This is a genomic window from Plantactinospora sp. DSM 117369, from assembly GCF_053764795.1.
In genome coordinates this window covers 6894975-6921556 of sequence record NZ_CM132446.1, presented here as the reverse complement: position 1 = coordinate 6921556, position 26582 = coordinate 6894975, and the positions used below count along the sequence as shown (strand labels likewise).

Here is a 26582-nt window from a genome sequence, read left to right as displayed (position 1 = left end):
GGCGTCCAACAACACGTCAAGGCCGCCATCGCGCTGCTGGACTGGCTCGCAACCCGCGAGCTGTCGCTGGGAACTGGCCGGCAGGGTGACCTCGAAACGTGGCTCAGCAGCGACCAGGCTACCCATCGCCGCGAGGCCGGCCACTTCGTCCGGTGGGCCAATCAGCAGAGGCTGACCCGCCTCGAGTTCCCGGCAGCCAGGTGGGACGGACCCGCCGACACCTTGGACACCGAGGCCCGCTGGGAACACGCCCGGCGACTGCTGCACGATCACGTCCTCAAACCCGAGGACCGCGTCGCCGGGCTGCTCGTGCTGCTCTACGCCCAGTGGCCTTCCACGATCAGCCGCCTCACCCTCGATCACATCCAAGCCAGTGACGACCCGGTGCGGCTGCGGCTGGGCCGCGAGCCCATCGTGTTGCCCGAACCCCTCGCCGATCTCGTCCGCCAGCTCGTGACCACCCGCCGCGGACACGCCGCGATCGGCGACGAAGGAACCTCCCGGTGGCTGTTCCCCGGCGGGCAACCCGGCCGCCCGATCAGCCCGGCCCAGCTCACCCAACGACTGCGCCAACTCGGCATCCACTCCGGACGAGCCCGCTCCAGCGCCTTGTTCGCGCTCGCCACCGAACTTCCCGCAGCCCTGCTCGCCCGCATGCTCGGCATCCACATCAGCGTCGCCGTCGCCTGGCAACGCGCCAGCAGCGGCGACTGGACGAACTACGCGGCAGAAGTCAGCCGCCGCAGCAGCCCGCGGGCGGCGTTCACGGGTTCCGATTCCGATGCGCCCGATCAGTAGGCTCTGCCGATGAGTCCCGCCACCCACACGCTGAGCACAGACGTGATTGCGGCACTGACATACTGGCCGGCCGTCATTGTCCCCGGTCAGAAATCCCCACCGGATCCGGTGGATCTCGCCGCCCTGCCCGCCTTCTTCAACCGTATGTTGCAGGATCTGCCATGGTGGAACCGCGACTGGAAGGTCACCCACGTCGAGCCCGGACTCCCTCTGGAGATCGCGAGCGATCACGACCGCTCCAACACAAGATTTACCGAGGTATCCGTACCAGGCACCGTCAACGCCGACAGCGGTGAGACCTTGCCCTTCGTCGCGAAGGTCAGGTTTGAAAGTGACCGACTGATCCGATTCCAAGCCAAGATCGGCGACACAGTACTCGGTCCCGCGCACACACCCCCTGGCGAGCTGGAACCTCATCCATTCGCAAAGGTATTCACCAGGCTGATGGACCTGCGCGGAATCCCAGTCAAGGACATGGCACGGCAAACCTATCGATCGATGTCGACCATCCACATGCTTCGCAGCGGACACCTGAACCCACATCCGGTGCTCGCCAAGGAGATCGTACGGTCCTGCACATGTCCCAGGAGGACATCACAGCAATCGCCGGACTCGACGACAACATCACCTGATGCGGAGAACTCGAAGTCCCATCCTCCGTTGACTGCAAATCCGAGGCATTCAGACTGTTGCAATATCTGACTCCGCCAGAGCATGTCAGCGACGACTTCATGAACTCTGCGTTGCGGGCGGCGCTGGCGCTGGCGTTCGCCACGGGCGGGGCCTGACCGGTTGGAGGGGTGATGGCGGGGAAGCTGGACTATCGGTGGCATCTGCGGCAGGTGATGGCGGCGCGCGGCATGTTCTCGACCACGGATTTGATCGAGCCGCTGGCGGTGCGGGGCATCGCCTTGTCGTCGAGTCAGGTGTATCGGTTGGTGGTGGAGCGGCCGGAGCGGTTGAGCCTGCGGATCCTGATGGCGCTGCTGGACATCCTCGATTGCGGCATGGACGACCTGATCGAACCGGTCGCCGCGGCCCAACAGATCCGGCCGCGGAAGGCGGCCGGCGCCGAAGGGCAACTCGGGGACCTGCGGCCGAAACGGGCCCGGATCAGCGGAATCGACGCGTGAGCACAGGCGTGGACACGTCGCTGGCGGCGGTGGCGCTGCTGGAGTCGATCGTGGAACGGGTGGGGCCGCGGACCCCGACTCGGTGATGCCCGTGGTGCTGGAGGTGGTGCGCTCGGTCGCGGCGACGTATCGGCGGCTGCGCCAGCTGGAGCGGGCGCTGGCGGCCCGGCCGGAGGTGTTACGTGACGGCCACCCACCGGCGCCGCAGGTGATGGGCGAACTGCTGCTGGCGTTACGCCGCACCGGCGCGGCCGCCGTGGCCGCACCCAGCTGCGGCACACCCGCGTGCACGCGGGCGCTGCCGTCGGTGCGCGGGCCGTCATGGCGCTGCCAACCCTGCCTCAACCCACCGCGGCAATGTGCCGGCTGCCGGCGGCACCGGACGGATGTCATGCGTGACGAGCACGGCCGGTGGAGCTGCCCGCGCTGCCGACCGGCGATCGAGCCCGACTGGGCCGCGTTGGTCGCCGCGGTGCAGGGCATCGACCCGAGGGCCGAATCGGCGTTGGTGCTGGGCGCGGCGCGCCAGGCCGCGCCACGGCCGGCACAGCAGCGCGCTCTGGTCGCTGCCGTGACCGGCAATCCCGGTCTACTCGACGGCAGCGGTGCCGAAGCGCCGGTGCAGGCGGTGATCCGGCTGATCGACCTGCTCACCGAGGCGGGGGTGGCCGGGGTGGTCCGGCCGGCCTGTCCGCGCTGCGACCGATTGGTGGCGCTGGTGAAATGGGTCGACGGGGTGCGCATCTGCCAGCGCTGCGACCGGTAGGTACGAGCCGCACCGTGCGCACGATGCGGCCGGGTCCGCGAGGTGAACGCGCGCGCGACAACGGCCAGCCCGTCTGCGGAGCGTGCCGCAGCCGTGACCCCGCCAACCTCGAGCCGTGCGTGCAGTGCGGCCAACGCCGCCCGGTGAACAGCCGCACCGCGCAGGGGCCGATCTGTGCCTCCTGCAAGACGCCTGCCGTTGCGCTCTGCGGGCTGTGCGCACGGACCGCCCCATGCAAGCGGTCGACCTTCACCGGGCAGCCCCGCTGCCGCAACTGCGCCGCCCGCCGGCTGCGCTGCGGCGGCTGCGGGCAGATCGAGGCCCCGCACAGCGGAACCCTGACCGAACCACGTTGCTTCCAGTGCACCCTCCCTGGACCCGGCGGGTCTCCCCGCCGCGAATGCCCGACCTGCGGCCGGCCGCGTCCATCCGCGGGTGACTGCGCTCACTGTCGCCTCAGCGCCGGGGTGCGGGCGCTGCTGACCGCCGAGGGCGACGTGCGGCCGCACCTGCGGCCGCTGCTGGCGTGGTGGGAAGGCGCCGACCGGCCCGACCGGGTCGGACGCTGGCTGGCCCGCCGCCCGGCCGCCCGCGCGCTCCTGTGTGCGCTGGCCGAGGGCACCGTCCCGGCCACCCATCAAGGCCTGGACCAGCTCGACGACACCAACACTGTCCGCTACCTCCGCCGCGTCCTGGTGGCCGCCGGCGTGCTACCCGCACACGACGAGCACCTCAACCGCCTCCAACGATGGCTGCACCGCACCCTTGCCGACATCGGTGACCCCCAGCAGCGCCGGGTCGTGCACCGCTACGCCCATTGGCATCAACTGCGCCGGCTACGGGCCCGCACCGGCCCGCACACCCCCGTCACCACCGGACAGGCCGCCACCGCGCGCGAGCACGTCAACGCCGCGGCCGCCGTCCTGGCCACCCTCGCCACCGCCGGCCGGTCCCTGGCCGACCTGCGCCAAGCCGACGTCGACCAGTGGCTGGCCACCCCACAGGTCGCCCGCCGCGCCGAACTGGGCGCGTTCCTGCGCTGGGCCCGCCAAGAACGGCTCACCACCGTCGCGCTACCCGTGCTGCAATGGACCGGACCCCGAGACCGCGTCGACCACGAACAGCGGTGGGCCCAAGCACGCCGTCTCCTCCACGACGAGACACTGCCCACCGAGGCACGCATCGCCGGCCTGCTCGTCGTCCTCTACGCCCAAACCGCCACCAACATCCGCACCCTGCGCTTCGACCAGGTCCACACCACGCCGGGCGGTGCCCGGATCACCTTCGGCACCACACCGATCGACCTACCACCGACCCTCGCCAGCTTGATCATGAAGCTGTCCGCCGACCGCGCCGGCACGGAACGCGCCAACACACCATGGATCTTCCCGGGCCGACCGTGGACGCAGCCGATCAGCGCCGACATGCTGCGCAAGCGACTGGCAGCGATCGGCGTGTCGCCCCGCACCGCCCGCACCGCCGCGCTGTTCCAACTTGCCGTCGAACTCCCCGCCGCCATGCTCGCCCGCTGACTCGGCATCAGCAGCGCCGTCGCCTGGCAGCGGGCCGCCGCCGGCGACTGGCAGCCGTACGCCGCCCGCACCGCCGCTCACAGCCGATCCGCCATAAACGATCTATCCATTGGCTGATCCGGGACCGCAACCGCGCACAGACAGCGGCAGATCCGCGCAGCTGATCTTGGCGGCTGCGGCCACTATCTGTTGCAGTGGTATCCCGTAGAGCCGACATAGCACACTTGTCTGGCCGCGCGGCGATCGGCCGCCATAGACGGGTTGGGCGGAGGTCGGGGAGGTTCCGGCTAGCGAGGGGCCGTGCTTGAGGCAGCCTTGCGTCTGGGTTGGCCGGTGTCAGTTCCGTTCCGCGACCGTGAGCCCGGGGCGGCGCCGGCGGCGACCGCGTGTTCGGCGCTCGGGAAGGTCACGATGATTTCCATACCGCCCTCGGGGCGTGGGTGGGCCGCGATGGTGGCTTCGTGCGCGGTGGCGATCGCTTGCACGATCGAGAGCCCGAGGCCGAGGCTGCCGTCGTGGTGGGTTCGCTCGGCGTCCAGGCGCTGGAACGGCTGGAACAACCGGGAGACCTGGTCCCCTCGGACCACCGGACCGGTGTTCGTCACCGTCAGCACCGCGGCCCCGGCCACGGTCCCGGTCGACACCTCGAGTCGACCCGAGGCCATGTTGTACCGCAGCGCGTTGTCGACGAGGTTGCCCACGAGGCGTTCGATCAGGTGCGGGTCCCCGACGGTGCTGGCGTGGGTCAGCCGGGTGGTCAGCCGCAGTCCGCGCCGGGTTGTTTCGGTTTCCCGGGTGAGGAGGATCTCGCCGGTCAGGTTGGCCAGGTCGACGGGCTGCCGCCGGTCGAGCCCGCGCTCGCCGCGGGCGAGGGTCAGCAGCGCGTCGATCAGCCGCTCCTGTTGGTACGTCGCGTTGAGCACCCGTTCATGGGCGGTGCGCAGCGAGTCGACGGTGGCGTCTGGATCTGCCAGGGCGACCTGGACCACCGTGCGTTGCCGGGCGAGTGGGGTGCGCAGTTCGTGCGAGGCGTTGGCCACGAACCGGCGGTGGGACTGAAACGACGCGTCCAGTCGGGTGAGCAGGTCGTCGATGGTGTCGCCGAGTTCTTTCAATTCGTCGTCGGGGCCCCGCAGGGCGAGTCGCTGGTGAAGGTTGGTGGCGGAGATCCGGCGCGCCGAGGTGGTGATCGTGCGTACGGGGCGCAGAACCCTGCCGGCCACCAGCCAGCCGAGCCCCAGGGACACGCCGGACATGACGGCCAACGCGATCCCAGACCTGGTGAGAAACACGTGGTTTTGGGCCGCCAGCTGCTTCGTTCCCCGCTCCACGAGCTGTTCGTGCACGGCCTGTTTCTGTTGCGGAGTCAGGGAGCCGTTCGAGGGTGGGGTTAGCGGCCGGACGCCGCCATCCTGCCCGGGCACGAGGATGCTCCCGTCCTGGCCGACAACGGCGACGCCGTCCGGACTGTTCAGGACGATGCCGGCGTTCGCGTGCTTCACCAGGACATAGGTCGTGGCCAGCAACCCGGTGCCGCAGAGCAGGAAGAGTCCGCCGTAGAGCAGGGTCAGCCGGATCCGCACCGTGCGCCGCGGCAGATGCGGGCGAGGAATGCGCATGGTTACCTCAGATCCGGTAGCCGGACTTGGCCACGGTCTCGATGATCGGCGGATCACCAAGCTTGCCACGGAGACGGCTCATAGTGATCTTGACGGCATTGGTGAACGGGTCGGCGAATTCGTCCCACACCCGTTCCAGGAGCTCCTCGGCGGAGACCGTGCGGCCCTGCGCGGCGAGCAGCACCTCCAGCACCCCGAACTCCTTGGGCGTGAGCTCCACCTGCCGTTCCCCCCGATACGCGCGGCGGCGTGCCGTGTCGACGACCACGTCGCCGTGGCGGAGAACCGGAGGTACGGCGGGGTGGGCGCGCCGGGCGAGCGCGCCGATCCGGGCGACCAGCACGGGAAAGTCGAACGGCTTGGTCAGGTAGTCGTCGGCGCCCAACCCGAGCCCGTCGACCAGGTCGTCGTTCGACGCTGCGGCGGTGAGCATGAGGATGCGCCCACGTATACCGTCCGCAACCAACTGCTCGCAAAGAGTGTCGCCGTGGAGGCCGGGAAGATCCCGGTCGAGCACGATCACGTCGTAGTCGTTGTCGATCGCGCGGGCGAGGCCGGATCGGCCGTCCAGCGCGACATCGACGGTCATCCGTTCCCGGCGCAGCCCAACGGCGATCGCCTCGGCCATCTCCGCGTCGTCCTCGATCACCAGTACCCGCACCGCCGTGCCCCTCTCCGCGTTTCCTCAGCATCCCCCCGCCGTGGTTTCGGTGAGGTTTCGGCGTTGCGAGGCGGTTGCTGTCGACCGGCTCGTCGTTGGTTATGAAACCTTCCCGAAACCGCGTCACCGATAGACCTTTACGGGTCGCGCCGGGCGGTTCCGGCCGACACACCTGAGGAGTGAGTCCATGAGGACTAGACTAGGTCTGGCTGCGGTCATCCCCGCGTTGGTGCTCGCGGTGGCTGCCTGTGGCTCGCAGAAGGGCAGCGACATCCCGACCGCGAATGGCGGGGGCGCGGGTGCGACGCCCACGGCGACGGCGAGCGTGTCCAGCGATGAGCGGGCGCTTAAGTTCGCCCAGTGCATGCGTGATCAGGGCATCGACATGTCCGATCCGGGCCCGGATGGCGAGGGCTTTCTCGGCGAGGGCGACGCGGTCAACAAGGACAAGGTGAAGGCCGCTACCGAGGCTTGCCGGCAGTACATGCCCGACGGTGGCGAACTGCGGCAGCCGAGCGCGGAGGAGGTCGAGCAACTGCGCAAGTTCGCGCAGTGCATGCGCGACAAGGGCGTCGCCAGCTTCCCGGATCCGGCCGCGGACGGTCTCATGGACATCCGCAGCGCTGGCATTGACCCGGAGTCCGCCACCTACGAGGCGGCCGAGAAGGCGTGCAACGACCTGCGCCCGGACGGCCCGGGGGCGGGTTCATGAACGAGGGTACGGTCGGCGCCCGGCGGCGCCGTCGCCGGACGCGCATGGTGGTCGTGTCGGCGGTTGTCCTACTGACCGTCGGCGGCGCGACGGCGGCGGCGCTCGGGTTCGGCAGCGGCACGCCCGATACGTCGGCGGCCAGCACCATGCCCCCTGGTACGGCCAAGGTCACCCGGATGACGCTCACCGAGACCGCGGACGTCGACGGGACCCTCGGCTACGGGGTTGCGACGTCCGTCAACGGCCAGGGCGGTGGCCGGATCACCTGGCTGCCGACATCGGGATCCACAGTAGAGCGCGGCAAGACGGTGTACAAAGTGGACGAAAAGCCGGCGGTGCTGCTGTACGGTTCGGTCCCGATGTACCGGACCCTCACATCGGGCGTCGCCGGCCGCGACGTCAAGCAGCTGGAGCAGAATCTCTCCGCTTTGGGCTACCGAGGCTTCACGGTGGACGACACGTACAGCTCCGCGACGGTCGCGGCCATCAAGGACTGGCAGGACGATCTCGGCCTGACCAAGACCGGGGCGGTCACGGCGGAGGCGGTAGTCTACGCGCCCGGCGCGATCCGGGTCGCCGAGCGCAAGGCGGAGATCGGCGCACCGGCCGGCGGTCCGGTGCTGACGTACACCGGCACCACCCGCCAGGTGTCGGTCGACCTGGCGCTGGCCCAGCGCGGTCTGGCCAAGACGGGGGCGAAGGTGACGGTGAAGCTGCCGGATGGGTCCACAGTGGCCGGTACCGTGGCCACCGTCAGTCGGGTGGCCGAGACCCAGACGCGCAGCAGCGGCGGGTCGACGACCACCACGATCGAGGTCATCGTCTCCATCGCTGACCAGAAGAAGCTCGGCTCGCTGGACGAGAGTCCCGTCACGGTCACGTTCGTGGCCAGCCAGCACAAGGACGTCCTGACAGTGCCGATTCTCGCGTTGCTCGCGCTCGCCGAGGGCGGGTACGGCGTCCAGGTCGTCGAAGGCGGCACCACCCGGATCGTGGCCGTCGAGACCGGGATGTTCGCCGGGGGGCGGGTGGAGGTCAGCGGCGACGGGATCACCGAGGGCACCGTGGTGGGGGTGCCGAAGTGAGCCGGGCCGTGGTCGCGCTCGACGGGGCCAGCCGGGTCTACCCGGGCGGGGTGGCTGCGCTGCGCGGAGTGTCGCTGCGCATCGGGTACGGCGACCTGGTCGCGGTGGTCGGCCCGTCCGGTTCGGGCAAGTCCACCATGCTGAACCTGATGGGCACGCTGGACCGGCCGTCCGGCGGCACCGTGCGGGTCGACGGGTACGACGTGGCCGGGCTGTCCGACCGCGAGGTCTCGGCGCTGCGGGCGGCCCGGATCGGGTTCGTGTTCCAGCAGTTCCACCTGGCATCGGGGGTCAGCGTGCTCAACAACGTCGCCGACGGGCTGCTCTACGCGGGGGTGCCGGTACGCCAGCGCCGCCGCCGAGCCGGGACGGCGCTGGACCGGGTGGGTCTGGCGCACCGGCTGGACCACCTACCGCACGAGCTGTCCGGCGGCGAACGGCAACGGGTGGCGATCGCCCGGGCGGTCGTGGGTGAACCGGCGCTGCTGCTGGCCGACGAACCGACCGGAAACCTCGACACCGCCACCGGGGCCGCAGTGATGGCACTGCTCCGGGAACTCGCCGCCGCGGGTACCACCGTCGTGATCATCACGCACGACCGGGACATCGCCGCGCAGCTGCCGCGCCGGGTCGAGATGCGCGACGGCCAGATCGTCACCGACGCGCAGGTGCCGGCCCGATGAGCCTCGTGACGGATGAGCGGCCCGCTCTGCGGGCCCGGCGGCTGTGTCCCGGCGACGTGCTCCGCGTCGGCAGCGCGGGATTGCGTACCCGGTCGACGCGGGTGTTCCTGTCCGCCCTGGGCATCGCGATCGGCATCGCCGCCATGGTGGCGGTGGTGGGTATCTCCGCGTCCAGCCAGGCCGATCTGCGACGGACCCTGGACCGGCTGGGCACCAACCTGCTCACCGCCGGCCCCGGAAAAACGTTGTCCGGCGACGCGTCGTACCTACCCGACGAGGCGATCCCGATGATCAGCCGCATTTCGCCGGTGACGTCGGTCAGCGCGACGGGAGCTGTGACCAGCGCCAAGGTCTACCGCAACGACCGCGTCCCCACCGCACAGTCCGGCGGTCTGGCCGTGCTGGCGGCTCGCACCGACCTGCCCGCCACCGTCGGGGCCCGCGTGGCGGACGGCGCCTGGCTCAACGAGGCCACCGCCCGCTACCCGGGCGTCGTCCTGGGCAGCGTGGCGGCGCAGCGGTTAGGCATCGGCGCCGCAGGCTCCGACGTGCAGATCTGGCTCGGCGGACACTGGTTCACCGTCATGGGCATCCTCCACCCGGTGGAGCTGGCGCCGGAACTGGACTCGGCCGCGCTGATCGGCTGGCCGGTGGCGCAAGCCCTACTCGGATTCGACGGCCACGCCACCACCGTCTACACCCGCACCCGCGAGGACGCCGTGCAAGATGTCCGATCGGTGCTCGCGGCCACCGCCAACCCGCAGCATCCCAACGAGGTCCAGGTATCCCGACCCTCCGACGCGCTCGCCGCGAAGCAGGCCACCGACCAAGCATTCACCGGCCTGCTACTCGGCCTCGGCGCCGTCGCCCTACTCGTCGGTGGTGTCGGCGTGGCCAACACGATGGTGATTTCCGTTCTGGAACGCCGAGCGGAGATCGGTTTACGCCGTTCGCTCGGCGCGACGCGGGGACAGATCCGGCTCCAGTTCCTGGCCGAAGCGCTGCTGCTGTGCGTCCTCGGTGGCGCCGGCGGCGTCCTACTCGGCATCGCCGTCACCACCACCTACGCCCATACCCAGCACTGGCCCACCGTCGTCCCGGCCTGGGTCATGGCCGGAGGCTTCGCCGCCACCCTCGTCATCGGCGCCATCGCCGGCCTCTACCCCGCCGTCCGCGCATCCCGCCTAGCACCGACCGAAGCACTGGCCATCCCGTGACACGGCTAGGCCGTGTGTCGAAGTCGGTGCCAGGGCTTGAACTGCGTGAGGGTCTTCGCGTGTCGGTGGTCGAGATGTAGCGAGGTCTCCGGTAGGTGGTTTAGCGACCAAGCAGAACCTGAAACCGGAGACCTCGTGGACACCCTAGCGGTGAGGAGGCGGTTCGACCTGACCGACGCCCAGTGGGCGGTGCTGGAGCCACTGCTGCCAGCGGCGAAGCGGCCAGGCCGACCGTCGCCTCGGACCCTCGTTCTTCTTCCGGACGGGACATCCCTTCCGGCGCGCGCCGCCGCGATTAGTTGCGGTGGTGACGGCGAACGGCGGCTCAACGACGCGGCAGGTGTTCGACTGAACCAATCGCTTGGTCTGCCAGGTCACTGGTGGCGGGCGTCCATTCGTCGATATCGTCGGGCCAGGGCGCGGGTCGGCCTTGGTCGTCCCAGAAGCCTGTCTCGATGTTGTCGGTGAACAGAGCGGCGTTGAGTGCGGCGCGTTGGCCGGAGGTGGGGAGGCCGCATGTGTTCTTGGTGGTCATGTTCGGCTGCGGCGTGCTCATGATGCGGCCCGCGCACGCTGGCCTGAAATACAGGCACCGGCAGCCCGCCCCGCTCCCGAGGCCAGTGCGGCATCCTTGTCCCAGCAGCACAGAGGCGGGGAGGTCCTGCGGGTGGCAACAGTGCGATCGAGTGGTTTGATCCGCAGCGGCTGGCAGACGCGCAACCGCGCGGGCCTGCGCCAGCGGGACCTGGCGGTCAGGCTGCTGGAGGCGAAGCTCGCCGCGGAGGGTGCCACGCCCGACAGCCTCACCCGCGATCAGTGGGCGCGGGCCGTGGAGACGGAGCGGATCCGGGTCATCAGCTACGAGCAGGGCACACCCCGGGTGATGGTGCTCGCTCGTCTGGCCGCAGCGGTCGGCGTCGCCGACGTCTTTGACCTGCTCAGGGCGGACACCCCCCCCGGACCCTGGTCACACTGCGCGCTCGACTGGGACTCACCCACACCGACGTCGCGTCGCACCTGCAGACCGTCGGCAGGGCGTACTACGCGGTCGAGAACGGGCGGGCGCCGCTGCACGATGCGGACGACCGTCAGCGGCTGGCCGACCTGCTGCAGGTCGACCTCGCCGAGGTGACCCTCCTGCTCGGTGGTGGCGAGCCGAGCCAGTAACGGCGGCCGCTGCGGGCCCGGTCGCCGCCGGACTGTCCGCTGCCGGCTGGGATGTGCGGGTCGGCCGACGCGCCGGCACCTCGACCTGAGTGGGTCAGCCAACGTGGCACGGAGCGTGCCCGGTTCGGGTCCACCTCCCAGCCTGTCCGCTTGTTATGTTCGGTTCGCCCACATCAGTACCTTTCCGGCGTCGACGATCGCGGGTGTGGAAGCAGGTTCGGGGGCGGCGCTGCCACGGTCGCGGCGTTGTGCAGGCCGAGCGCGGTCCCGAGCACCATGCCGAGCACCTCGCCGATCGCGCAGCCGGTGGGCAGTGCAGCGTCGCCTGGGCCGCCATCGGCCAGGTGGTCGGCGTGCTGACGGTGGCCGTCTCGGGCCCGGCCCCCGGTGGTCGGCGTGATCCATGCCAGTCCTCCTCGTGGTCAGACGCGTGCCAGCACGCCGATAGGGGGTAAGGGTGTCCACGGGGGCCAGTAGCGTGCATATAATCGACGTCGCTCGATCAATGTCACGGGGTTGGAATGGAGCGCTCATGCGACCGAGTCGTTTCTGGTCCCGCGCCGCGATCGCCGCAGCCGTCACCGCTGTTGTCGCGTCGACCGGGGTGGTCACGACGGCGCTGACCGCGAACGCGGCCGCCGGCTGCCGGGTGACGTACCGGGTGTCGAGCCAGTGGCAGGGCGGCTTCAGCGCGAGCGTGGACATCACCAACCTCGGCGACCCGGTCAGCGCGTGGCGGCTGACCTGGTCGTTCACCGCGGGGCAGGCGGTCACGCAACTGTGGAACGGCTCGGTCACCCAGACCGCGGCGCAGGTGGCGGTCACCAACGCGGCCTGGAACGGCAGCATCTCCACCGGAGCGACGACGAACTTCGGGTTCGGTGCCACCTGGAACAACGCGTCCAACCCGGTTCCCACCGACTTCGCGCTCAACGGCGTCGCGTGCACGGGCAGCACGACGACCCCGAGCGCGTCGGCTTCCGCCAGCCCGTCGGTCTCCCCGAGCACGCCACCGACCGGCGTCCTGAACCAGGTCAACACGGTGGGCCGGGTCCGGGAGTCCGGCAACGCCGTGCAGTTCACCTGGCCCGGCACGTACTTCGAGGGGAGGTTCCGCGGCACCGGCGTCGGGCTGGTCCTGAACGACTCCAACAACGACTATTCGGTCCAGATCGACGGCGCGACCGTGGCCACCCTGGTGACGCCCGGGCAGACCACGTACTGGGTACGCGGACTGGCGAGCGGCGACCACACCGTACGGCTGGCCAAGCGCACGGAGAGCCCGTGGGCCGCGGGGGAGTTCGCCGGCCTCGTTGCCGACACCGGCGGCTCTATCCTGGCCAAGGCCACCCGGCGGACCCGGCAGATCGAGTTCATCGGTGACTCGTGGACCGCCGGCTACGGCGACATGTCCACCACCCGCGACTGCAACAGCAACGGCGGCGTCACCCGCAACTCCAACGCCGACGTGGCCTTCGGCGCGCTAACCGCGAAGGGCCTGAACGCGGACTACCAGACCATCGCGTGGTCCGGCCTGGGCATGGTACGCAACTACGGCGGCCAGAACACCGCGTACAACCTCCCGACCGGCTACTACGACAAGGATCTGCAGGCGCTGTACAACAGCACGGTGTGGCAGGTGCCGAGCACGTGGCGGCCGCAGGTCGTGGTGATCGGCCTGGGTAACAACGACTTCTCAACGGCGCTGACCTCCGGTGAGCGGTGGACGACCGTCGACGCGCTCGCCGCTGACTTCCGGACGGCCTACCTGACGTTCCTGACCAGGCTGCGGACCCGGTACGGCACCAGCACCCAAATCGTGCTCACCTACCCGGACCTGTCCTACATGACGACCGCCCTCGCCGATTCGGTCAAGCAGATCGTCAAGGCCCGCAACGACGCCGGGGACGCCCGGGTCTCGTCGCTGTACTACGACAACAACACCCTCGGTATGGACCTCCTGGGCTGCGACTGGCACCCGTCCCAGCGCGACCACCAGATCCTCGCCACAGCGCTGACCCAACACCTGGCGAACCTGCCGCTAACCTGGTGACCGCTGCCCGCTCGGACCTACACGCCCTGGCAAAAAAGGGGTACCGGCCGTCGAACTCAGAGGGCGTCTGATTCACGTACTTCGTCGGTTAGGTGGGTTTAGCCGTATCGCCAGGTTGGGGTGGTTTCGGTGGTGAGGCGTTTGGCGAGGTTGTCGATCATGGCCGGGGTGATCATGCTGGCGGAGTTGTCGGGTCGGGTTTCGTAGTCGCGTACGAGCCGGCGGTGGTGCATGAGCCATCCCAGGGTGCGTTCGACGACCCAACGCCGTTTGACGACGCTGAATCCTTTGGCCTGTGGGTCCTTGGTGACGGTCTCGACGTCGATGCCGAGTTGGGCGCCGTGTTCGACGACGCGGTTTTTGAAGCCGGCGTCGACCCAGGTTTTGGTCAGGGTGGGGTGGGCGGCGGTGGCCTGGTCGAGTAGGTCGATGCCGATGGTGTTGTCGCTGGCGCTGGCGGCGGTGACGATCACGGCCAGCGGGAGACCGAGGGTGTCGGTGATGATGCCGCGTTTGCGGCCTACGATCTTCTTTTCGGCGTCGGTGCCCTGTGTGGACAGTGGGACGTTGGTGGAGGTCTTTACGCTTTGGCTGTCCATGATGGATGCGGTGGGGTGGATGGTGCGGCCGTGGTGGTCGCGTACGAGGCCGGTGAGGTTGTAGTTCAGTTCGGCGAAGATGCCTTCCTTGCTCCGGGCGGCGAAGTAGCCGTAGACGGTCGCGTGGGGCGGGAAGTCGTGGGGTAGGTAGCGCCAGGCGATGCCGGTGCGGTTGACGTACAGGATGGCGTTGAAGATTTCGCGTAGGTCGTGGGTGGGGGTGCGGCCGCTGACGCCGGCGTCGGATGCGGGCCTGTCGCCAGGCGGTCAGGCGGGGCGCGATCAGGGCCCAGCGGGCGTCGGACAGGTCGGATGGGTAGGCTCGCCGTGCGGTCATGGTGCGGTCGTACGGTGTCTGGAGGCCGGCTCGGCGGACGTTATGTCCGTTGATTCCAGGGCGTACGTGAATCAGACACGATCGCAGGGTGAAACGCGTTGATTCCGGTCAGAGTAGAGCTGGATCGGATGCGTTCATTCCAGGTCAGATCCGGCATTCGGTGTCACCGAGCCGAGATGTGAATCGGTCGCTACCGACGCGAACGCGAAGCAAACGTCCAGTGAGAGCGTGTTTGAGAAGTCATCTCGGTTGTCGTTCGCGTGGTCGGCAGGGAGGTCTATGTCGATCGGTTGGCTTGGCAGATCGTTGCGAGGTGCTGGTTTCGGACGGTGATGAGCTTGGTCATGTATCGGTCGAGTAGCAGGGCTTCGGTGAGCCGGCCGAGTAGACCGTACGGTGCGGTGAAGTCGATGACGTCGCGCATGAGCGTTGCGTTGTTGGCCCGCGGCTCGAAGTAGTGGGCATGCTGCCACACGGCGAACGGTCCGGAGATCTGTTCATCGACGAAGTACCTTGGCCGGGTGTAGGCGGTGATCCGTGAGGTCATTTTCCAAGATCGGCCCAGGTGTCGTGCTTGCCAGGTCACCTCGTCGCCGAGCTTCAGCTGTCCGGTGGTCACGCCGCCGATGGCCCGTTCACCGCTGGCTGCCATGGAGATGGTGTGGACATCGACGGCAAGCGAGGTGTCGAACACGAGCTCGGCTGGCGCGGCAATCGCGGTGATGATTTCGAGGTGGCGCACCGGGTGAGGGTATGGCGGTGTGACCTTACTGCACCAAGGGGATCAGTGGCTCGTGCGCGGGACCACATGTTCACCTGCCCGGCGAGATCGTGGGCCGTCGGGCCAGTGCCAACGCTGTTGGCGGGCAGCAGGCTCACCACGCGCGATGCGACGGACCATGGTGTTGATCGCGGCCCAGCGGATCATCGCCTCCGAGGTGGCGGGGTCGCGTTCGTAGTCGCGGGCGAGGCGGCGGTGGGCGGTGAGCCAGGCGAAGGTCCGTTCGACCGGCCACCGTCGGGGGATCAGGACGAAACCTTTCTGACCTGCGGGTTTGCGGACGATGTGCCGGGTGGTGGTCAGGATTCGGGTGGCCCAGTCGACGAGGCGGCCGGCGAAGCCGGCGTCGGCGAGGACGAACCGGACCGGTGTGGTCAGGTAGAGGCTGAGCAGGGTGGTCTTGGCGCCGTCGCGGTCCTGGACGCTGGCGGCGCAGGGGAGTGTCAAGTTAACGGCCCTGTCTCACATTCGGTGGTGACGGAGGGTGGCAGGGTGTCGTTGATTCCTATGTGGAGGACCTCAACAGACTTGTACAGATGGTGTTCTCGGGGCTGTCCCCGCTGGTCATCGAGGACGTGGTCGACGAGGGTGAGCGGATCGTGGTGCGGGCCCGGACGCCGCGGGACACCGCGGTCTGCCCGGTGTGCGGGGCCTCGTCGGGACGGGTCCACGGCTATCACTGGCGGACGGTGGCGGACGTTCCGGTCGACGGGCGGCGGGTGGTGGTCCGCGTGCGGGTGCGGCGTCTGGTGTGTCCCACGCGCGGCTGCCGCCACACCTTCCGGGAGCAGGTCCTGGGGTGCTGGAGCGATACCAGCGCCGCACGGCCCGCCTGTCCAGGCAGGTCAAAGCCGTCGTCAAGGAGTTAGCGGGCCGGGCAGGGTCGCGTTTGCTGGCGATACTGGCCATGGGCCTGTCCCGTCACACGGCCCTGCGCGCCCTGCTGCGCATCCCGTTGCCCACCGGGCGGACGCCCCGTGTGATCGGCGTTGACGATTTCGCTCTGCGCCGGCGGGACCGCTATGCCACCGTGGTGATCGACGCCGAGACCCATGAGCGGATCGAGGTACTGCCCGACCGCACCGCCGACACCCTGCAAGCGTGGCTGCGCGAGCATCCCGGCGTCGAGGTCGTGTGCCGCGACGGCTCGGCCACCTACGCCGAGGCCATCCGCCGCGCCCTGCCCAACGCGGTGCAGGTCGCGGACAGGTGGCACCTATGGCACAACCTATGCGAAGCCGCCCTCAGCGAGGTGAAGGCGCACAGCACCTGCTGGGCCCCCGTACTGGACGCACCCCTGTATGACGGGCCCCGCGCGCGGACGACCCTGGAACGCTGGCACCACGTCCATGACCTGCTCGACCAGGGCGTCGGCCTGCTCGAATCCGCCCGCCGTCTACAACTGGCCCTGAACACCGTCAAACGCTACGCCCGAGCCGACCGGCCCGAACGGATGCTCCGCGTTCCCAAATACCGTGCCAGCCTCGTCGACCCATACCGCGAACACCTGCGTAAACGTCGAGCCGAGGACCCCGGCGTCCCCATCAAGCACCTCTTCGAAGAGATCAAGGCCCTCGGCTTCACCGGCTGCCTCAACCTCCTGCACAAGTACATCAACCAAGGCCGCGCGGACGTCGACCGCAGGCTACATCTCCCCGCGCCGGCTCGCCCGAATGATCCTCACCAGGCCCGACAACCTCAAGCCCGAGCATCGAGATCTACTGGCACGGCTCACCGCAGCCTGCCCCGAGATGACCCAACTGGCCTCCGTAGTCGGCGGCTTCGCCGAACTCCTGACCCCTCAGGCAGGAAACGCCGACCGGCTCTCGCTCTGGATCGTCCAGGCCCACGCGGCCGACCTACCTCATCTGCACGCCTTCACCCGCGGCCTGGAACGCGACCGCGACGCCGTTAACGCCGCGCTCACGCTTCCCTACAGCAACGGCCCCACCGAAGGCGTCAACACCAAGACCAAACGGATCGCACGCCAAATGCACGGACGAGCGGGCTTCACCCTACTTCGCCACCGCATCCTCCTCGGATAACAACACCCTCCGTCACCACCGAATGTGAGACAGGGCCGTTATTTCCAGTGTCACTCTTGATCAGTCCGGCGGGCTCGCTCTGCCGTTAGATGCCTGCGTGGCTGGTGTAAATATTGCGGCCCGCCGGACATCGAGGACCGGCCGGCATGGCTTGAGAGGAGCGTGCCAGCGCCCGACTGGGATATGCCCACCGACCGGTCCCGCGCCCCCTCGGTCAAGGAGACACGACTCTTATGGTCGTCATCGGCATCGACGCGCACAAGCGCACCCACACCGCTGTCATCATCGACGGCAATGGGCGGAAACTCGCCACGAAGACGTGCGAAACAACCAGCAAGGACCACCTGTCGCTGCTGCGCTGGGCGGCCGGGCACGGCAAGGACCGTGTCTGGGCGGTGGAGGACTGCCGCAACATGACTCGCCGCCTCGAACGCGACCTGCTCGCCGCCGGTGAACGCATCGTGCGGGTGCCACCCAAGCTCATGGCCAACGCCCGCGACGCCGCCCGCACCTACGGCAAGTCAGACCCGATCGACGCCCTGGCCGTCGCCCGCGCTGCGCTGCGCGAGGACGACCTGCCCACCGCCCACCTCGATGGTCCCGACCGCGACCTGCGCCTGCTGATCGACCACCGCGAAGACCTCATCGCCGAACGCACCCGCGCGGTCAACCGGCTCCGCTGGCACCTGCACGAACTCGACCCGGAATGGGACCCACCAGCGCGATCGCTCGACCGCGTCAGCAACCTGGACCACGTCCTGTACCGGCTGACGCAACTGCCCGGCGTCGTCGCCCACCTCGCCACCGCGATCACCCAACGGTGCAAGCACCTCACCGAAGAGATCAACACGATCGAGACCGAAATCCGCCAGCTGGCCGAAGAACTCGCGCCAGCGCTCATCGCCGTGCCCGGCTGCGGCGCCCTGACCGCCGCGAAGATCCTCGGCGAGACCGCAGGCATCACCCGATTCCGTTCCGCGGCCGCCTACGCACGCCACAACGGCACCGCACCGCTACCGGTATGGTCATCCAATAGAGCCCGCCACCGACTCAGCCGAACCGGCAACCGCCAGCTCAACGCCGCTCTGCACCGCATCGCGATGACCCAGGCCCGCTGCCACCAACCCGCCAAAGACCTCCTCGCCCGCCGCCGAAATGCCGGCGACGGCGGCCTTGAAGCCCTCCGTGTACTGAAACGACGCCTGTCCGACGTCGTCTACCAAGCCCTACACACAGACTGCACACCCAGGGCTTGACAGAGGAGCTATGTACAGTCCCAGGACCCACAGGCCAAGGATTCAGCGTCGTCAAACGGCGTTGGGTCGTCGAACGCACCCTGGGATGGCTCATGCACCACCGCCGGCTCGTAGGCGACTACGAAACCCGACCCGACGCAACCGCACGGTACCGCGGGTCACCATCACCGATGCCCGTCGCCTCCAGGGCCCGATGCGTAATGCCGACCCCGCGATCTATCCAGGAACCTACGTCACCTGCGTCTACGACCACAGCAAAGCGCTGTGCCAACGCACCGCCACCGGCCCTGACCTGGCCATGTGCCAACCGTTGCACTGCCGCAACGTCGCACTCTCCGCCGACAACACGGCCGCGTGGAACGCGGAGCTCGCACGACTCGACCGGCGGCTGGCCGCCAAACCGCCCATGCCCCCGTTGCTGGCGCACCGGATGCAGAACCGCCGAGAGCAAATACAGCGATTCCTGGCCGAAGCAGACGCGGCCCGATGACCCGCCGCGTCAACCTGCCGACCGGCGAGCAGGTCCAACAAGCCGTAGCCGCTGTCGCCGAAACGTACCGGCCGCCGCCCCAGCGTCCTCGCCGTCGCCAAGCGCACCTCGGCCTGACCAACGGAACCTTCTGGCGCCACTTTCCAACACTCCGGGTTTGGGGCGATGTGCGGCGTGGCGGCCGGGATGCTCCTGCACCAGCCGGTCGCCGGACTTCTCACCGGCGTCGTGTGTGGCGCCGTGGTGCACCTGTTGCCGGCATCTGGCCGGCGGCCGACCCCGTCAGGCCCTCCTGGCACCCTGCGCGCTAACCTCATCCTCGCTCTGACGGTTGTCGCCCGGTACGCCGTCGCCGCAGCGGTGGTGTTCGCCGACGCCGGCGGCATCTTCGCAGACGCCGCGGCTCGCTGGGCCATCGTCGGGTTCAGCTGTTTCACCGTCACCGCCCTCACCGGCGCCGAACGGGCCTGGCTGCGATTCCGAATCACCCAACTGGTGCTGGCTGCGCCCGCGAGGACCGCGATGCTGCCGCGCCGTCTCGTCGCATTCCTCATCGACGGCACCCGCCCTGAACGCGCCAACATCCGGGCCAACGGCACCGCATGGCAATTCCCGCCACGCCAGCATCCAAGACCCCCTCACCCAACTCGTCCGCGCAGACCACCTACGCCGCAGCGCCGACGCTGGCGACGCGTACGCCGCCGGGCAGTTGGCGGAGTTGCTGCGCGAGCAGGGCAAACTTGATGAGCTGCGTCGCCGCGCCGATGCCAGCGACACGTCCGCTCCGGGGGAGTTGGCGGAGCTGCTGCGCGAGCAGGGCAATCTCGACGATGCCGTCGCGGTGCTGCGCCGCAGCGCCGACGCCGGCTACAAGCCCGCCGCCGACCGGTTGGCCGAGTTCCTACGCGAGCAGGAGCCAGGACCGCAACGGGAGTAGCTGGCATACGGCACCGTGAGGGATCTGAACGCCGTCGGAAATGGCCACACTCTCAACCTCTATCTACCACCATGAAGGCGACAACTACCGCTAGTGATCGGCTGAGTACGCCGAGGCGAACGGTCATGCGCGTAGCGCCGTATCGGCAGCGCGGACCTGATGTAGCAGCGGCTGGCCCGCGACGAAGCGACCGACCTCGTCTACTACCAGCCGACCGACGCGGCGCCGCTCGAGTCCGATACTGCCGGCGATGTGTGGGGTGAGCACCACGTTGGGCAGCGTATAGAGCGGCGAGCCCGGTTCGGGTGGCTCGGGATGGGTCACGTCGAGGAGCGCGAATACGTCCTGACGCCGGTGCAGGACCCGGATCAGTGCGGGTTCATCCAGCACCGCACCGCGTGCGGTGTTGATGATTGTGGCACCCTCGGGCATCGAGGCGAGCAGTTCCTCGGTGATCAGTCCCGAGGTCTGTGGCAGAGACGGCGTGTGCACAGTGATCACGTCGGCGCGGTGAAACAGCTCGTCGATTCCCACGAGCTCGACGCCGAGAACGGCCGCACTCGCGGCGTCTACGTACGGGTCGGCGGCAAGCACATGAACGTCGAGTGTGGACAGCCGTTGGGCCACCAGGCGGCCGATCAGGCCGAGTGACAGTATGCCGACCGTCGAGCCGAACGTGCCGGGTGCCGCCGGCTGGGATGGGAACCGGCCGAGCCGGCGTACCGCGCGTTCGAAGCGGTGGGCGTGCTTAAGCGCCAGCGTCACCTGCGCGAATGTGAACTCGGCGACTGGCACGGCGTTGGCGGCGGCGGCCGACACGATCTGGATGCCGGCGGCCCAGAACTCGTCGGTGACGATCGGCCGCACCGATCCACCGCCGTAGAAGACCGCACGGAGCCTGGTCGCGTGGGAGAGCAGAGTGCGGTCCAGGCGGGGGCCGCCCCAACCGGTGACGAGCAGCTCGACGTCGGCCAGTAGCGCCGGTCGCGTGCTGACCTGCTCAACCGTCGCGTCCGGGCCGGCCCAGCGGACCAGGCGGTCCAGGCGGGCACGTTCCTCCGGTCCGTATACGTCGTCGACCAGGTCGCGCGGCATGACCAGCAGGGCCGACGGACGGTGCGCCGCGTCGGCGAGCACCGGTGACGAGGCTCGGGGTGATGGGGACAACGCACAGCTCCTTCGTGATCGGCCACGCTGAGTGGGGAAGACCCGGAAGTACCGACGCGAGTCATCGCCAGCGTGCCGGCACCAGGGTTCGGTGCGCCGCCGTATGTGTGAGCGGCGCACCAACCCTCGTGCTTTGCGCAGAAACAGCCGGCGATCGAGTCGAGCGCGACGGGGCAGCGGCTCACCCATCCGCAGCGGTCGCGCTGCCGGCAACGCCGCTACCCGCCAGCTCCGTCGTTGCGGTCCGGGCGGTTGCTGGCGCCGGGCGCGCTTGGCCGGAGGCGTTCCCGCTGGCAGGACTGAGCGACAGTGATGCTGTCAAAGGTGCTCTGCGTGGATGCGTAAAGCCCGATGCCGCCGCTGCGGACAACGGTGTCGCGAGCCTTCAGGACCTGAACGCCGTTCAACGTCACGGTGATGCGGTCGCCGTGAATCACGGCACCCAGTCGAACGGGGCCTGTCAACGGGTTGCTGATTGATGCCGTGCCCACCGTGACCGGACCCGACGCGTGAGCTTCGCGGATGATACTCGCGTACTGGGTTCCTTGGCTCGTCTTGCCAATGTGGATCCGGTACCCGTACGAGTCCGTGGTGTCTCGCAGCGAGATTCCCGCGTTACCGACGGATCCGTTGATCGTGACCGTGGTCTCCGCGACATAGTCGCACGCCTCGGAGAAGCGCGACGGCAGTGTCGAGTCGGCTAGGACGTGCGCCCTGCCACCGGCAGGAGGCGTGAGGTGCAACTGACCCGAGGCGACGGACACAGCCCCTGCTAGTGCTCGCCAATTGGCCTGATCGATCCCTTCCCTGATCACGATGTTGTCGAAGGTCGCGGCCCGCCGATGCGTGAAGGCGGCGGCACCACCCGTCGGCAGCTGTGAGTCGTCCGCGGAGATCGACGTGTCGCCGACTTTGGCGGTCAGATGCTTCCCGATCGCGGAAACGATCAGCTTGTGCGGGGTGTTGGCGCTGACGGGCAGTGCGGTCTCCGCGAGAATCGTGGTCGTCGCGTTGTATATCTTCACGAGCTGCAGCGTCGCCCCCGACGAGGAGTTGAGTACATCGGCCCGATAGTAGTTTCGGGAATCGTGATAGCGGAACGCGAGACCGGTACGGGCCGTCGTCTGGCCGCGTACCCCAGGAACGATGTCCGCGGCCATAACCACGTCATCCGGTACATCTTGCAGCGCCGCGAACGACACAATGTCCGCGGTCGAGATCTGTGCCAACTGTGTGTCCGGACCGGCGCCGGTTAGCGCCCAGGTGCCCTGCACCGGCGTCCAGCCGTCAAAGGATCCGTTGAAGTCGTAGACGGTGCGGTCCAGGCTGGCATCGGCGAACTCGTCGTCGAGCACGGGTGTCGGGGAAAACGACGCCTGGACCGACACGGTGATGAGGTTGCCCGTGCGGGTGAACGCGGTCGGGGTCTCGTTCACCGTCACCGCGTTGACGTTGGGCGCGTTGATGGAGAGCGTGCCGGTGAACGGGTCCCCAAGCGAGATCTGGGCGGTCGCGCCTCGCAGTTCCACACTGACGTCGGACACCGGCGCGGATGCGGCGATAACGGTGGCACCGTGGTCGACCAGCGACGACCCGCGGGTCAGCGCGTACCGGGTAAGCCCGCCGCCCGAAGCACGCTCGAGGTAAGCGGTCTCGGCGTTGGTGGTGGCGGCCCCGAACGCCCTCGACGAGGGAGTCGCCTCCCGCGAAAGGTAGAAGCGTCCGGTCGCGTCCGGCAGGCCGATTTCCATCGCGGTCGCCACGGAGTGACTCACCCCGGGCATAACGATGCGCTTCGCCGTCACCGCGGGCGCCGCGCCGGCCTTGCCGGGAACCACCACCGTGTCCAGTCCCGTTGACCCGGTGGCGCGCCAGTCGTACGACAGGTAGTCGACGTCCGTGAGTACCTGATCGCCGACGCGCACGGCGCCGTCCTCGTGGACAGTGGGGGTGAGCGCAGCGCCGGCCGGGGCCACCGGGACGAGCTGCACGCCGGCAACCGGTGCGGCTCCGGGCACGGTGTCAAAGCCGACCGTGGCGACCTTCGTATTCGGGTTGACGGTGACCGGATCACCAGGGAAGTGCCAGAGCTGCCGGTAATCGTGCGCGGCGGTGTCACCGGTGAGGTCGTCGGAGACGACCCAGTAGCCGGGCTTGACGAAGTAGACGGCGCGATCGTGCACGACCGGCCGGTAGCCCTCCGTCGTACCGCGGTAGATGTCGAGGCCCGCGTTCGAGCGCCACAGCGACGTCGTGCGAGGGACGCCGGCGGTCTGCGGGAGTCCGTCGACCTCGATGGTGTTGTGCGCCTCGGTGGTACGGCGCATCCAGTCGTTCGTCGCAGTCGCGCTGTAGTCCCCCACTCCGGAGTCGACGATCAGCGGACGCCCGTACGCCGCCATCACCAGGCTGAGGTCGTCCGGATGCCGATGCGAGGCGGTGTAGCTGGAATTCTGGTTGTTGATCAGCATGTACCGCGCGTCGGCGTCCCACCCGGAACGCTGTACCGCGAAGCTGATCGGAAACACCGTGGACGGCAGCGTCGGGGCGGTCCCCTCCGTTCGACCGGAGGCGACCCAGGTGAAATCGGGCCAGGAGTTGCGTGCACCGGTTCTGCCGATGGCGGCCGCACCCGCATCGGCGTTCGGCGAGTCGCCCACCATCGCGACCTCAAGATTCGGCTGACGGGTCGCGAACAGCGCATCCGCGATCCAGTCCGCCGCCTGGGCGATCGAATCAGGAAGGGTCCGCCCGTTGGCATCCGCTAGTCTGATGACGGTGTTGAGCAGATCCGCCACGTATGCCTGATAGTTGAACGCCGGCTCGCGGTACACACCGTCGCCTTTCACGTGCGCGCGCAGGAACCGCTCCAACGAGCGCACCGCGAACCACTCCCAGCCGGGCGATGCCGAGAACTCGGGCAGAAATACGGCTGCCGCGTAGACCGCGCGGGCCATGGACACGTACCAGTTGTTCCCGACATGTATCTGCATCACGCCAGTGAGGAACTTGGTCGTGGCGTGCACGCCGGACAGGTACGCCACGAGATCACTCGCGTCGATGCCCGGGTCGGTCCGGAACACTGAAAACGCACTGACCAGCTGTGAAAGCCGTTTGGCGGCCGACAGGTTGCGGCCCTGCGGCCAGCTCTGATTGTCGGCGAAGAAGTCGAGCGAGATGTCCATCCACGCCGCCGCGTACGCCGCACGCTTTACCGGGTCACTCTCGTACGCGTAAGCGCTGATCAGTCTGGGCATGAACGCGAGGTCACTCATCAAAGTCTGCGCGCCGCCCGGGGTGGTCTGCGTCCCACCCCAGGCGTCCTGCCAGTCGACGTCGATGCGCTGCTCGGCGTCGTTGTAGAAGTCGCGGGTCTCGGCGCCGAACCGGAAGATCCCCGCCGCGAGCTCATCGGCGCTCGCGTCGCCGCCGCCCGCGTCCGCGCTCGGATCCAGGTACCGAACGTTGGTGCGGCCCGCGTAGAACACTTTGAGCTCGCCCGCGGCGCCCGCTTCATCACCGGCGGCGAGCTTTGCCGCCACCGCGGCGAGTTCCGGACGCGTCAGGTCGAGCAGTTCGCCGAGATCCGACATGTCGGCCGCGGCGGCCCTGCCCGGCGACAGGACCGTCGCCGCCAGAGCCAGCACGAGCGCCGCAGCGGCACCCGCACGGGTCCGGCGATTCGTGTACCAGGGAAAATAGCTTCGTCTCACTATGGTCTTCTCCCTTACCCGTGAGAGTGTTAGCTGAGTCCTCCGACCGCGCCCGGGAGCGCCGAAAACAGTCCGCGGAGTTCGCGGCCCGGCTGGTGTTGCTCAACCCGGGTGGGTGCACGGCACGGCTCGGCGGCCGAACCGAACGGGTACGCCGGACCGGCCGCCGTGTCCGGCTCGTCAGCGACCCGCCTGCTCCTCGTACTCCGCCTTGATTTTGTTGCCCACCCGGTCCATGAACTGCTTGATGGCCGGCTGCCACGCCGAGACGGGTTTGTTGCCCAGCTGGATCTCCAGCAGGACCGAGTCCAGTTCCTGCTGCTCGCTGGCCGCCTTGCTGGCGGCGGTCTCCGAGTACAGCCCGAGGGTCGGGTCCGGGACGGCGAGCGGGACGCCGGCGACCTGGTGGTCGTACTGGTCCTGCACGGCCTGGCGGTTGCCGGGCTCGTAGATGACGGGCGATGCCTCGGCGAGGTACCGCACGGGCAGGAATGTCTGGCTGCGCCCGCCCTCGGTGAGGGTCGGGTCGGAGCCGTTGCGGTTGAACGTCTGGCCCTCGACGCCGTACCGCAGGGCCATGTACTCGCTGCTGCCGAAGGGTGAGCACAACCAGTTGAGGACCTTGAGGATCTGCTTGATCCGGTCGGCGTCGTCGGTCTTGGCGATGGCGGTGAAGCTGGACAGCGTCGGACCGGGCGTGCGTACCTGCGTCCCCGTGCCGTCCCGGGTGGGCGAGAGCATGCCGGTCAGGCGGAAGCCGGGCACGTCTTTGGCCTGGCCGTAGAACTTGCCCCACCCGGCGTACAGGCCGATGGTGAACGAGGTCGTGCCGGCCAGCATCCACTGGTTGCGCTTGGTGTTGGGCGCGCCCGCGTGGTCGGGATGTATCACCCCGGACTTCACCAGCTCGACGGTGTCCTGGAGGGCCTGCGTGAACTGCGGTGTGGTCCCGGTGTGGGTGAAGACGCCGTCCTTGGCCTGCCAGGCGCCGGCGCCGCCGGGCCAGTTTCCGGTGATCCCGTTCATCTCCAGGATCGTGTTGAACGGGATCTGCCCGAACGCCCAGCGGCCGGCCCGCTCGTCGGTCAACGCGGCCGCCATCTGCTTGAACTCGTCCCACGACGTGGGTTGGAGGCTGAGTCCGGCCTTGGCAAGCAGGTCGGCCCTGGTGTACAGCACGGTGCCGATCCGTGCCCGCGGCACCGGGATGCCCCAGATCCGTTGGTCGTAGACGGTGCCGCGCCAGGCATCGGTGGGCAGGCCGGCGAGGTTCGGGTAGGCAAGGACCGCGTCCCCGGACAGGTACTCGGTCAGGTCGGTGAATGTCGCCTTCAGCATGGCCGGCATCTGTTGGACGACGCCCTGGATAGCCACCATGTCCGGCAGATCGCCACCGGCGATGGTGGTGGCGACCTTGCTCTTGTAGTCCGCCGACGCGACGTACGTCATCTTCAGCTCGGTGCCGAGTTTGTCGTTGAGGTTCTGCCAGTAGGGGTTCGAGCCGAGCGCGGGGGCGATCGGGTCGTACGTGTACGTCAGCGCCGTGACGGCCTCGCCCTGCACCGGCTGCGACGCGGCGCTGGGGGCGGTCGGGTATGTGAAGTATCCCGGCGACACCCCGGCCGGCTCGGCCGCCAGGTCGGGCGTGGCCGCGGTGACGGGCTTGTAGGTGGGCAGCTTGACCGGCCCGGTCGAGCCGTTCGACGAGCTCGACCCGCCGTCGCCGCACGCCCCGAGCAGCGGGCCGAGCCCCGCTGTCGCGCCGAGTGCCAGGACCCGACGGCGGCTGAGGGTAGGTGCCATGACGTCTCCTTCCACATTGTGTGGACGA

The 26582-nt window shown here is 68.8% G+C and carries 22 protein-coding genes and 3 pseudogenes; 16 read left to right on the top strand and 9 right to left on the bottom strand.

Annotated elements, in window-relative coordinates; all coding sequences use genetic code 11:
- Window positions 1–222 precede the first annotated feature (222 nt).
- The 5 genes from ACSMXO_RS29125 to ACSMXO_RS29105 all read left to right on the top strand — a co-directional run bounded on the left by ACSMXO_RS29125 (window position 223) and on the right by ACSMXO_RS29105 (window position 4229).
- Complete coding sequence (locus ACSMXO_RS29125; protein ID WP_455414652.1) at window positions 223–798, top strand: hypothetical protein; 576 nt, start codon at window positions 223–225, stop codon at window positions 796–798.
- A gap of 9 nt (window positions 799–807) precedes the next feature.
- Window positions 808–1500, top strand: coding sequence for a hypothetical protein (locus tag ACSMXO_RS29120; RefSeq protein WP_455414651.1), 693 nt, complete (start codon window positions 808–810; stop codon window positions 1498–1500).
- 101 nt (window positions 1501–1601) lie between these two features.
- Window positions 1602–1931, top strand: coding sequence for a helix-turn-helix domain-containing protein (locus ACSMXO_RS29115; RefSeq protein WP_455414650.1), 330 nt, complete (start codon window positions 1602–1604; stop codon window positions 1929–1931).
- An 82-nt stretch (window positions 1932–2013) separates the two neighbouring features.
- The gene (locus ACSMXO_RS29110; RefSeq protein WP_455414649.1) at window positions 2014–2697 is read left to right on the top strand and encodes a hypothetical protein; all 684 of its coding nucleotides are present in this window, start codon (window positions 2014–2016) and stop codon (window positions 2695–2697) included.
- Window positions 2698–3164: 467 nt separating this feature from the next.
- Window positions 3165–4229, top strand: coding sequence for a hypothetical protein (locus ACSMXO_RS29105; RefSeq protein ID WP_455414648.1), 1065 nt, complete (start codon window positions 3165–3167; stop codon window positions 4227–4229).
- 287 nt (window positions 4230–4516) lie between these two features.
- Here the strand turns inward: ACSMXO_RS29105 and ACSMXO_RS29100 are convergent, their stop codons facing one another.
- Both ACSMXO_RS29100 and ACSMXO_RS29095 read right to left on the bottom strand, forming a co-directional pair.
- Complete coding sequence (locus tag ACSMXO_RS29100) at window positions 4517–5848, bottom strand: sensor histidine kinase (RefSeq protein ID WP_455414647.1); 1332 nt, start codon at window positions 5846–5848, stop codon at window positions 4517–4519.
- 7 nt (window positions 5849–5855) lie between these two features.
- Complete coding sequence (locus tag ACSMXO_RS29095) at window positions 5856–6509, bottom strand: response regulator transcription factor (RefSeq protein WP_455414646.1); 654 nt, start codon at window positions 6507–6509, stop codon at window positions 5856–5858.
- Window positions 6510–6696: 187 nt separating this feature from the next.
- Between ACSMXO_RS29095 and ACSMXO_RS29090 the strand changes: the two genes are divergently transcribed.
- The 4 genes from ACSMXO_RS29090 to ACSMXO_RS29075 are packed head-to-tail and all read left to right on the top strand — an operon-like array spanning window position 6697 to window position 10206.
- Window positions 6697–7221, top strand: a complete 525-nt coding sequence (locus ACSMXO_RS29090; RefSeq protein ID WP_455414645.1) for a hypothetical protein — start codon at window positions 6697–6699, stop codon at window positions 7219–7221.
- Window positions 7218–8306 carry an efflux RND transporter periplasmic adaptor subunit gene (locus ACSMXO_RS29085; RefSeq protein ID WP_455414644.1) on the top strand — a complete coding sequence of 363 codons (1089 nt, stop codon included), beginning with the start codon at window positions 7218–7220 and terminating at the stop codon, window positions 8304–8306. Before ACSMXO_RS29090 ends, ACSMXO_RS29085 begins: the two co-directional genes overlap by 4 nt.
- Entirely contained in the window at window positions 8303–8989 is a 687-nt protein-coding gene (locus ACSMXO_RS29080) for an ABC transporter ATP-binding protein (RefSeq protein ID WP_346262979.1), read from the top strand. Before ACSMXO_RS29085 ends, ACSMXO_RS29080 begins: the two co-directional genes overlap by 4 nt.
- Window positions 8986–10206, top strand: a complete 1221-nt coding sequence (locus tag ACSMXO_RS29075) for an ABC transporter permease (RefSeq protein ID WP_455414643.1) — start codon at window positions 8986–8988, stop codon at window positions 10204–10206. Before ACSMXO_RS29080 ends, ACSMXO_RS29075 begins: the two co-directional genes overlap by 4 nt.
- A gap of 325 nt (window positions 10207–10531) precedes the next feature.
- Here ACSMXO_RS29075 and ACSMXO_RS29070 read toward each other — a convergent pair whose 3' ends face one another.
- Window positions 10532–10762 carry a hypothetical protein gene (locus ACSMXO_RS29070; RefSeq protein WP_455414642.1) on the bottom strand — a complete coding sequence of 77 codons (231 nt, stop codon included), beginning with the start codon at window positions 10760–10762 and terminating at the stop codon, window positions 10532–10534.
- Between the two features lie 407 nt (window positions 10763–11169).
- On the opposite strand from ACSMXO_RS29070, the gene ACSMXO_RS29065 reads away from it, so the two are divergent.
- Both ACSMXO_RS29065 and ACSMXO_RS29060 read left to right on the top strand, forming a co-directional pair.
- Complete coding sequence (locus ACSMXO_RS29065) at window positions 11170–11373, top strand: helix-turn-helix domain-containing protein (protein ID WP_455419329.1); 204 nt, start codon at window positions 11170–11172, stop codon at window positions 11371–11373.
- 532 nt (window positions 11374–11905) lie between these two features.
- Complete coding sequence (locus ACSMXO_RS29060; protein WP_455414641.1) at window positions 11906–13426, top strand: cellulose binding domain-containing protein; 1521 nt, start codon at window positions 11906–11908, stop codon at window positions 13424–13426.
- Window positions 13427–13524: 98 nt separating this feature from the next.
- On the opposite strand, the pseudogene ACSMXO_RS29055 reads toward ACSMXO_RS29060, so the two are convergent.
- From ACSMXO_RS29055 to ACSMXO_RS29045, 3 genes and pseudogenes are all read right to left on the bottom strand, one after another.
- A pseudogene (locus ACSMXO_RS29055) lies at window positions 13525–14362 on the bottom strand (IS5 family transposase).
- A 277-nt stretch (window positions 14363–14639) separates the two neighbouring features.
- A complete protein-coding gene (locus ACSMXO_RS29050; protein ID WP_455414640.1) occupies window positions 14640–15104 on the bottom strand; it encodes an SRPBCC family protein in 465 nt (154 codons plus the stop codon).
- 42 nt (window positions 15105–15146) lie between these two features.
- Window positions 15147–15590, bottom strand: a complete 444-nt coding sequence (locus ACSMXO_RS29045; RefSeq protein WP_455414639.1) for a transposase — start codon at window positions 15588–15590, stop codon at window positions 15147–15149.
- An 89-nt stretch (window positions 15591–15679) separates the two neighbouring features.
- Between ACSMXO_RS29045 and ACSMXO_RS29040 the strand changes: the two are divergent.
- The 5 genes and pseudogenes from ACSMXO_RS29040 to ACSMXO_RS29020 all read left to right on the top strand — a co-directional run bounded on the left by ACSMXO_RS29040 (window position 15680) and on the right by ACSMXO_RS29020 (window position 19871).
- A pseudogene (locus tag ACSMXO_RS29040) lies at window positions 15680–17188 on the top strand (ISL3 family transposase).
- Window positions 17189–17421: 233 nt separating this feature from the next.
- Complete coding sequence (locus tag ACSMXO_RS29035; protein ID WP_455414638.1) at window positions 17422–18444, top strand: IS110 family RNA-guided transposase; 1023 nt, start codon at window positions 17422–17424, stop codon at window positions 18442–18444.
- 26 nt (window positions 18445–18470) lie between these two features.
- Window positions 18471–18572, top strand: a pseudogene (locus ACSMXO_RS29030) (IS5 family transposase); the annotation flags it as partial.
- 65 nt (window positions 18573–18637) lie between these two features.
- A complete protein-coding gene (locus tag ACSMXO_RS29025; RefSeq protein WP_455419457.1) occupies window positions 18638–18934 on the top strand; it encodes a hypothetical protein in 297 nt (98 codons plus the stop codon).
- A gap of 709 nt (window positions 18935–19643) precedes the next feature.
- Window positions 19644–19871 (top strand): hypothetical protein, encoded by a 228-nt coding sequence (locus ACSMXO_RS29020; protein ID WP_455414637.1) that lies wholly within the window; start codon window positions 19644–19646, stop codon window positions 19869–19871.
- A 123-nt stretch (window positions 19872–19994) separates the two neighbouring features.
- Here the strand turns inward: ACSMXO_RS29020 and ACSMXO_RS29015 are convergent, their stop codons facing one another.
- The 3 genes from ACSMXO_RS29015 to ACSMXO_RS29005 all read right to left on the bottom strand — a co-directional run bounded on the left by ACSMXO_RS29015 (window position 19995) and on the right by ACSMXO_RS29005 (window position 26554).
- Entirely contained in the window at window positions 19995–21008 is a 1014-nt protein-coding gene (locus ACSMXO_RS29015; RefSeq protein ID WP_455414636.1) for a hydroxyacid dehydrogenase, read from the bottom strand.
- A gap of 248 nt (window positions 21009–21256) precedes the next feature.
- Window positions 21257–24751 carry an alginate lyase family protein gene (locus ACSMXO_RS29010; RefSeq protein WP_455414635.1) on the bottom strand — a complete coding sequence of 1165 codons (3495 nt, stop codon included), beginning with the start codon at window positions 24749–24751 and terminating at the stop codon, window positions 21257–21259.
- Between the two features lie 180 nt (window positions 24752–24931).
- Entirely contained in the window at window positions 24932–26554 is a 1623-nt protein-coding gene (locus ACSMXO_RS29005) for an extracellular solute-binding protein (protein ID WP_455414634.1), read from the bottom strand.
- Window positions 26555–26582 lie beyond the last annotated feature (28 nt).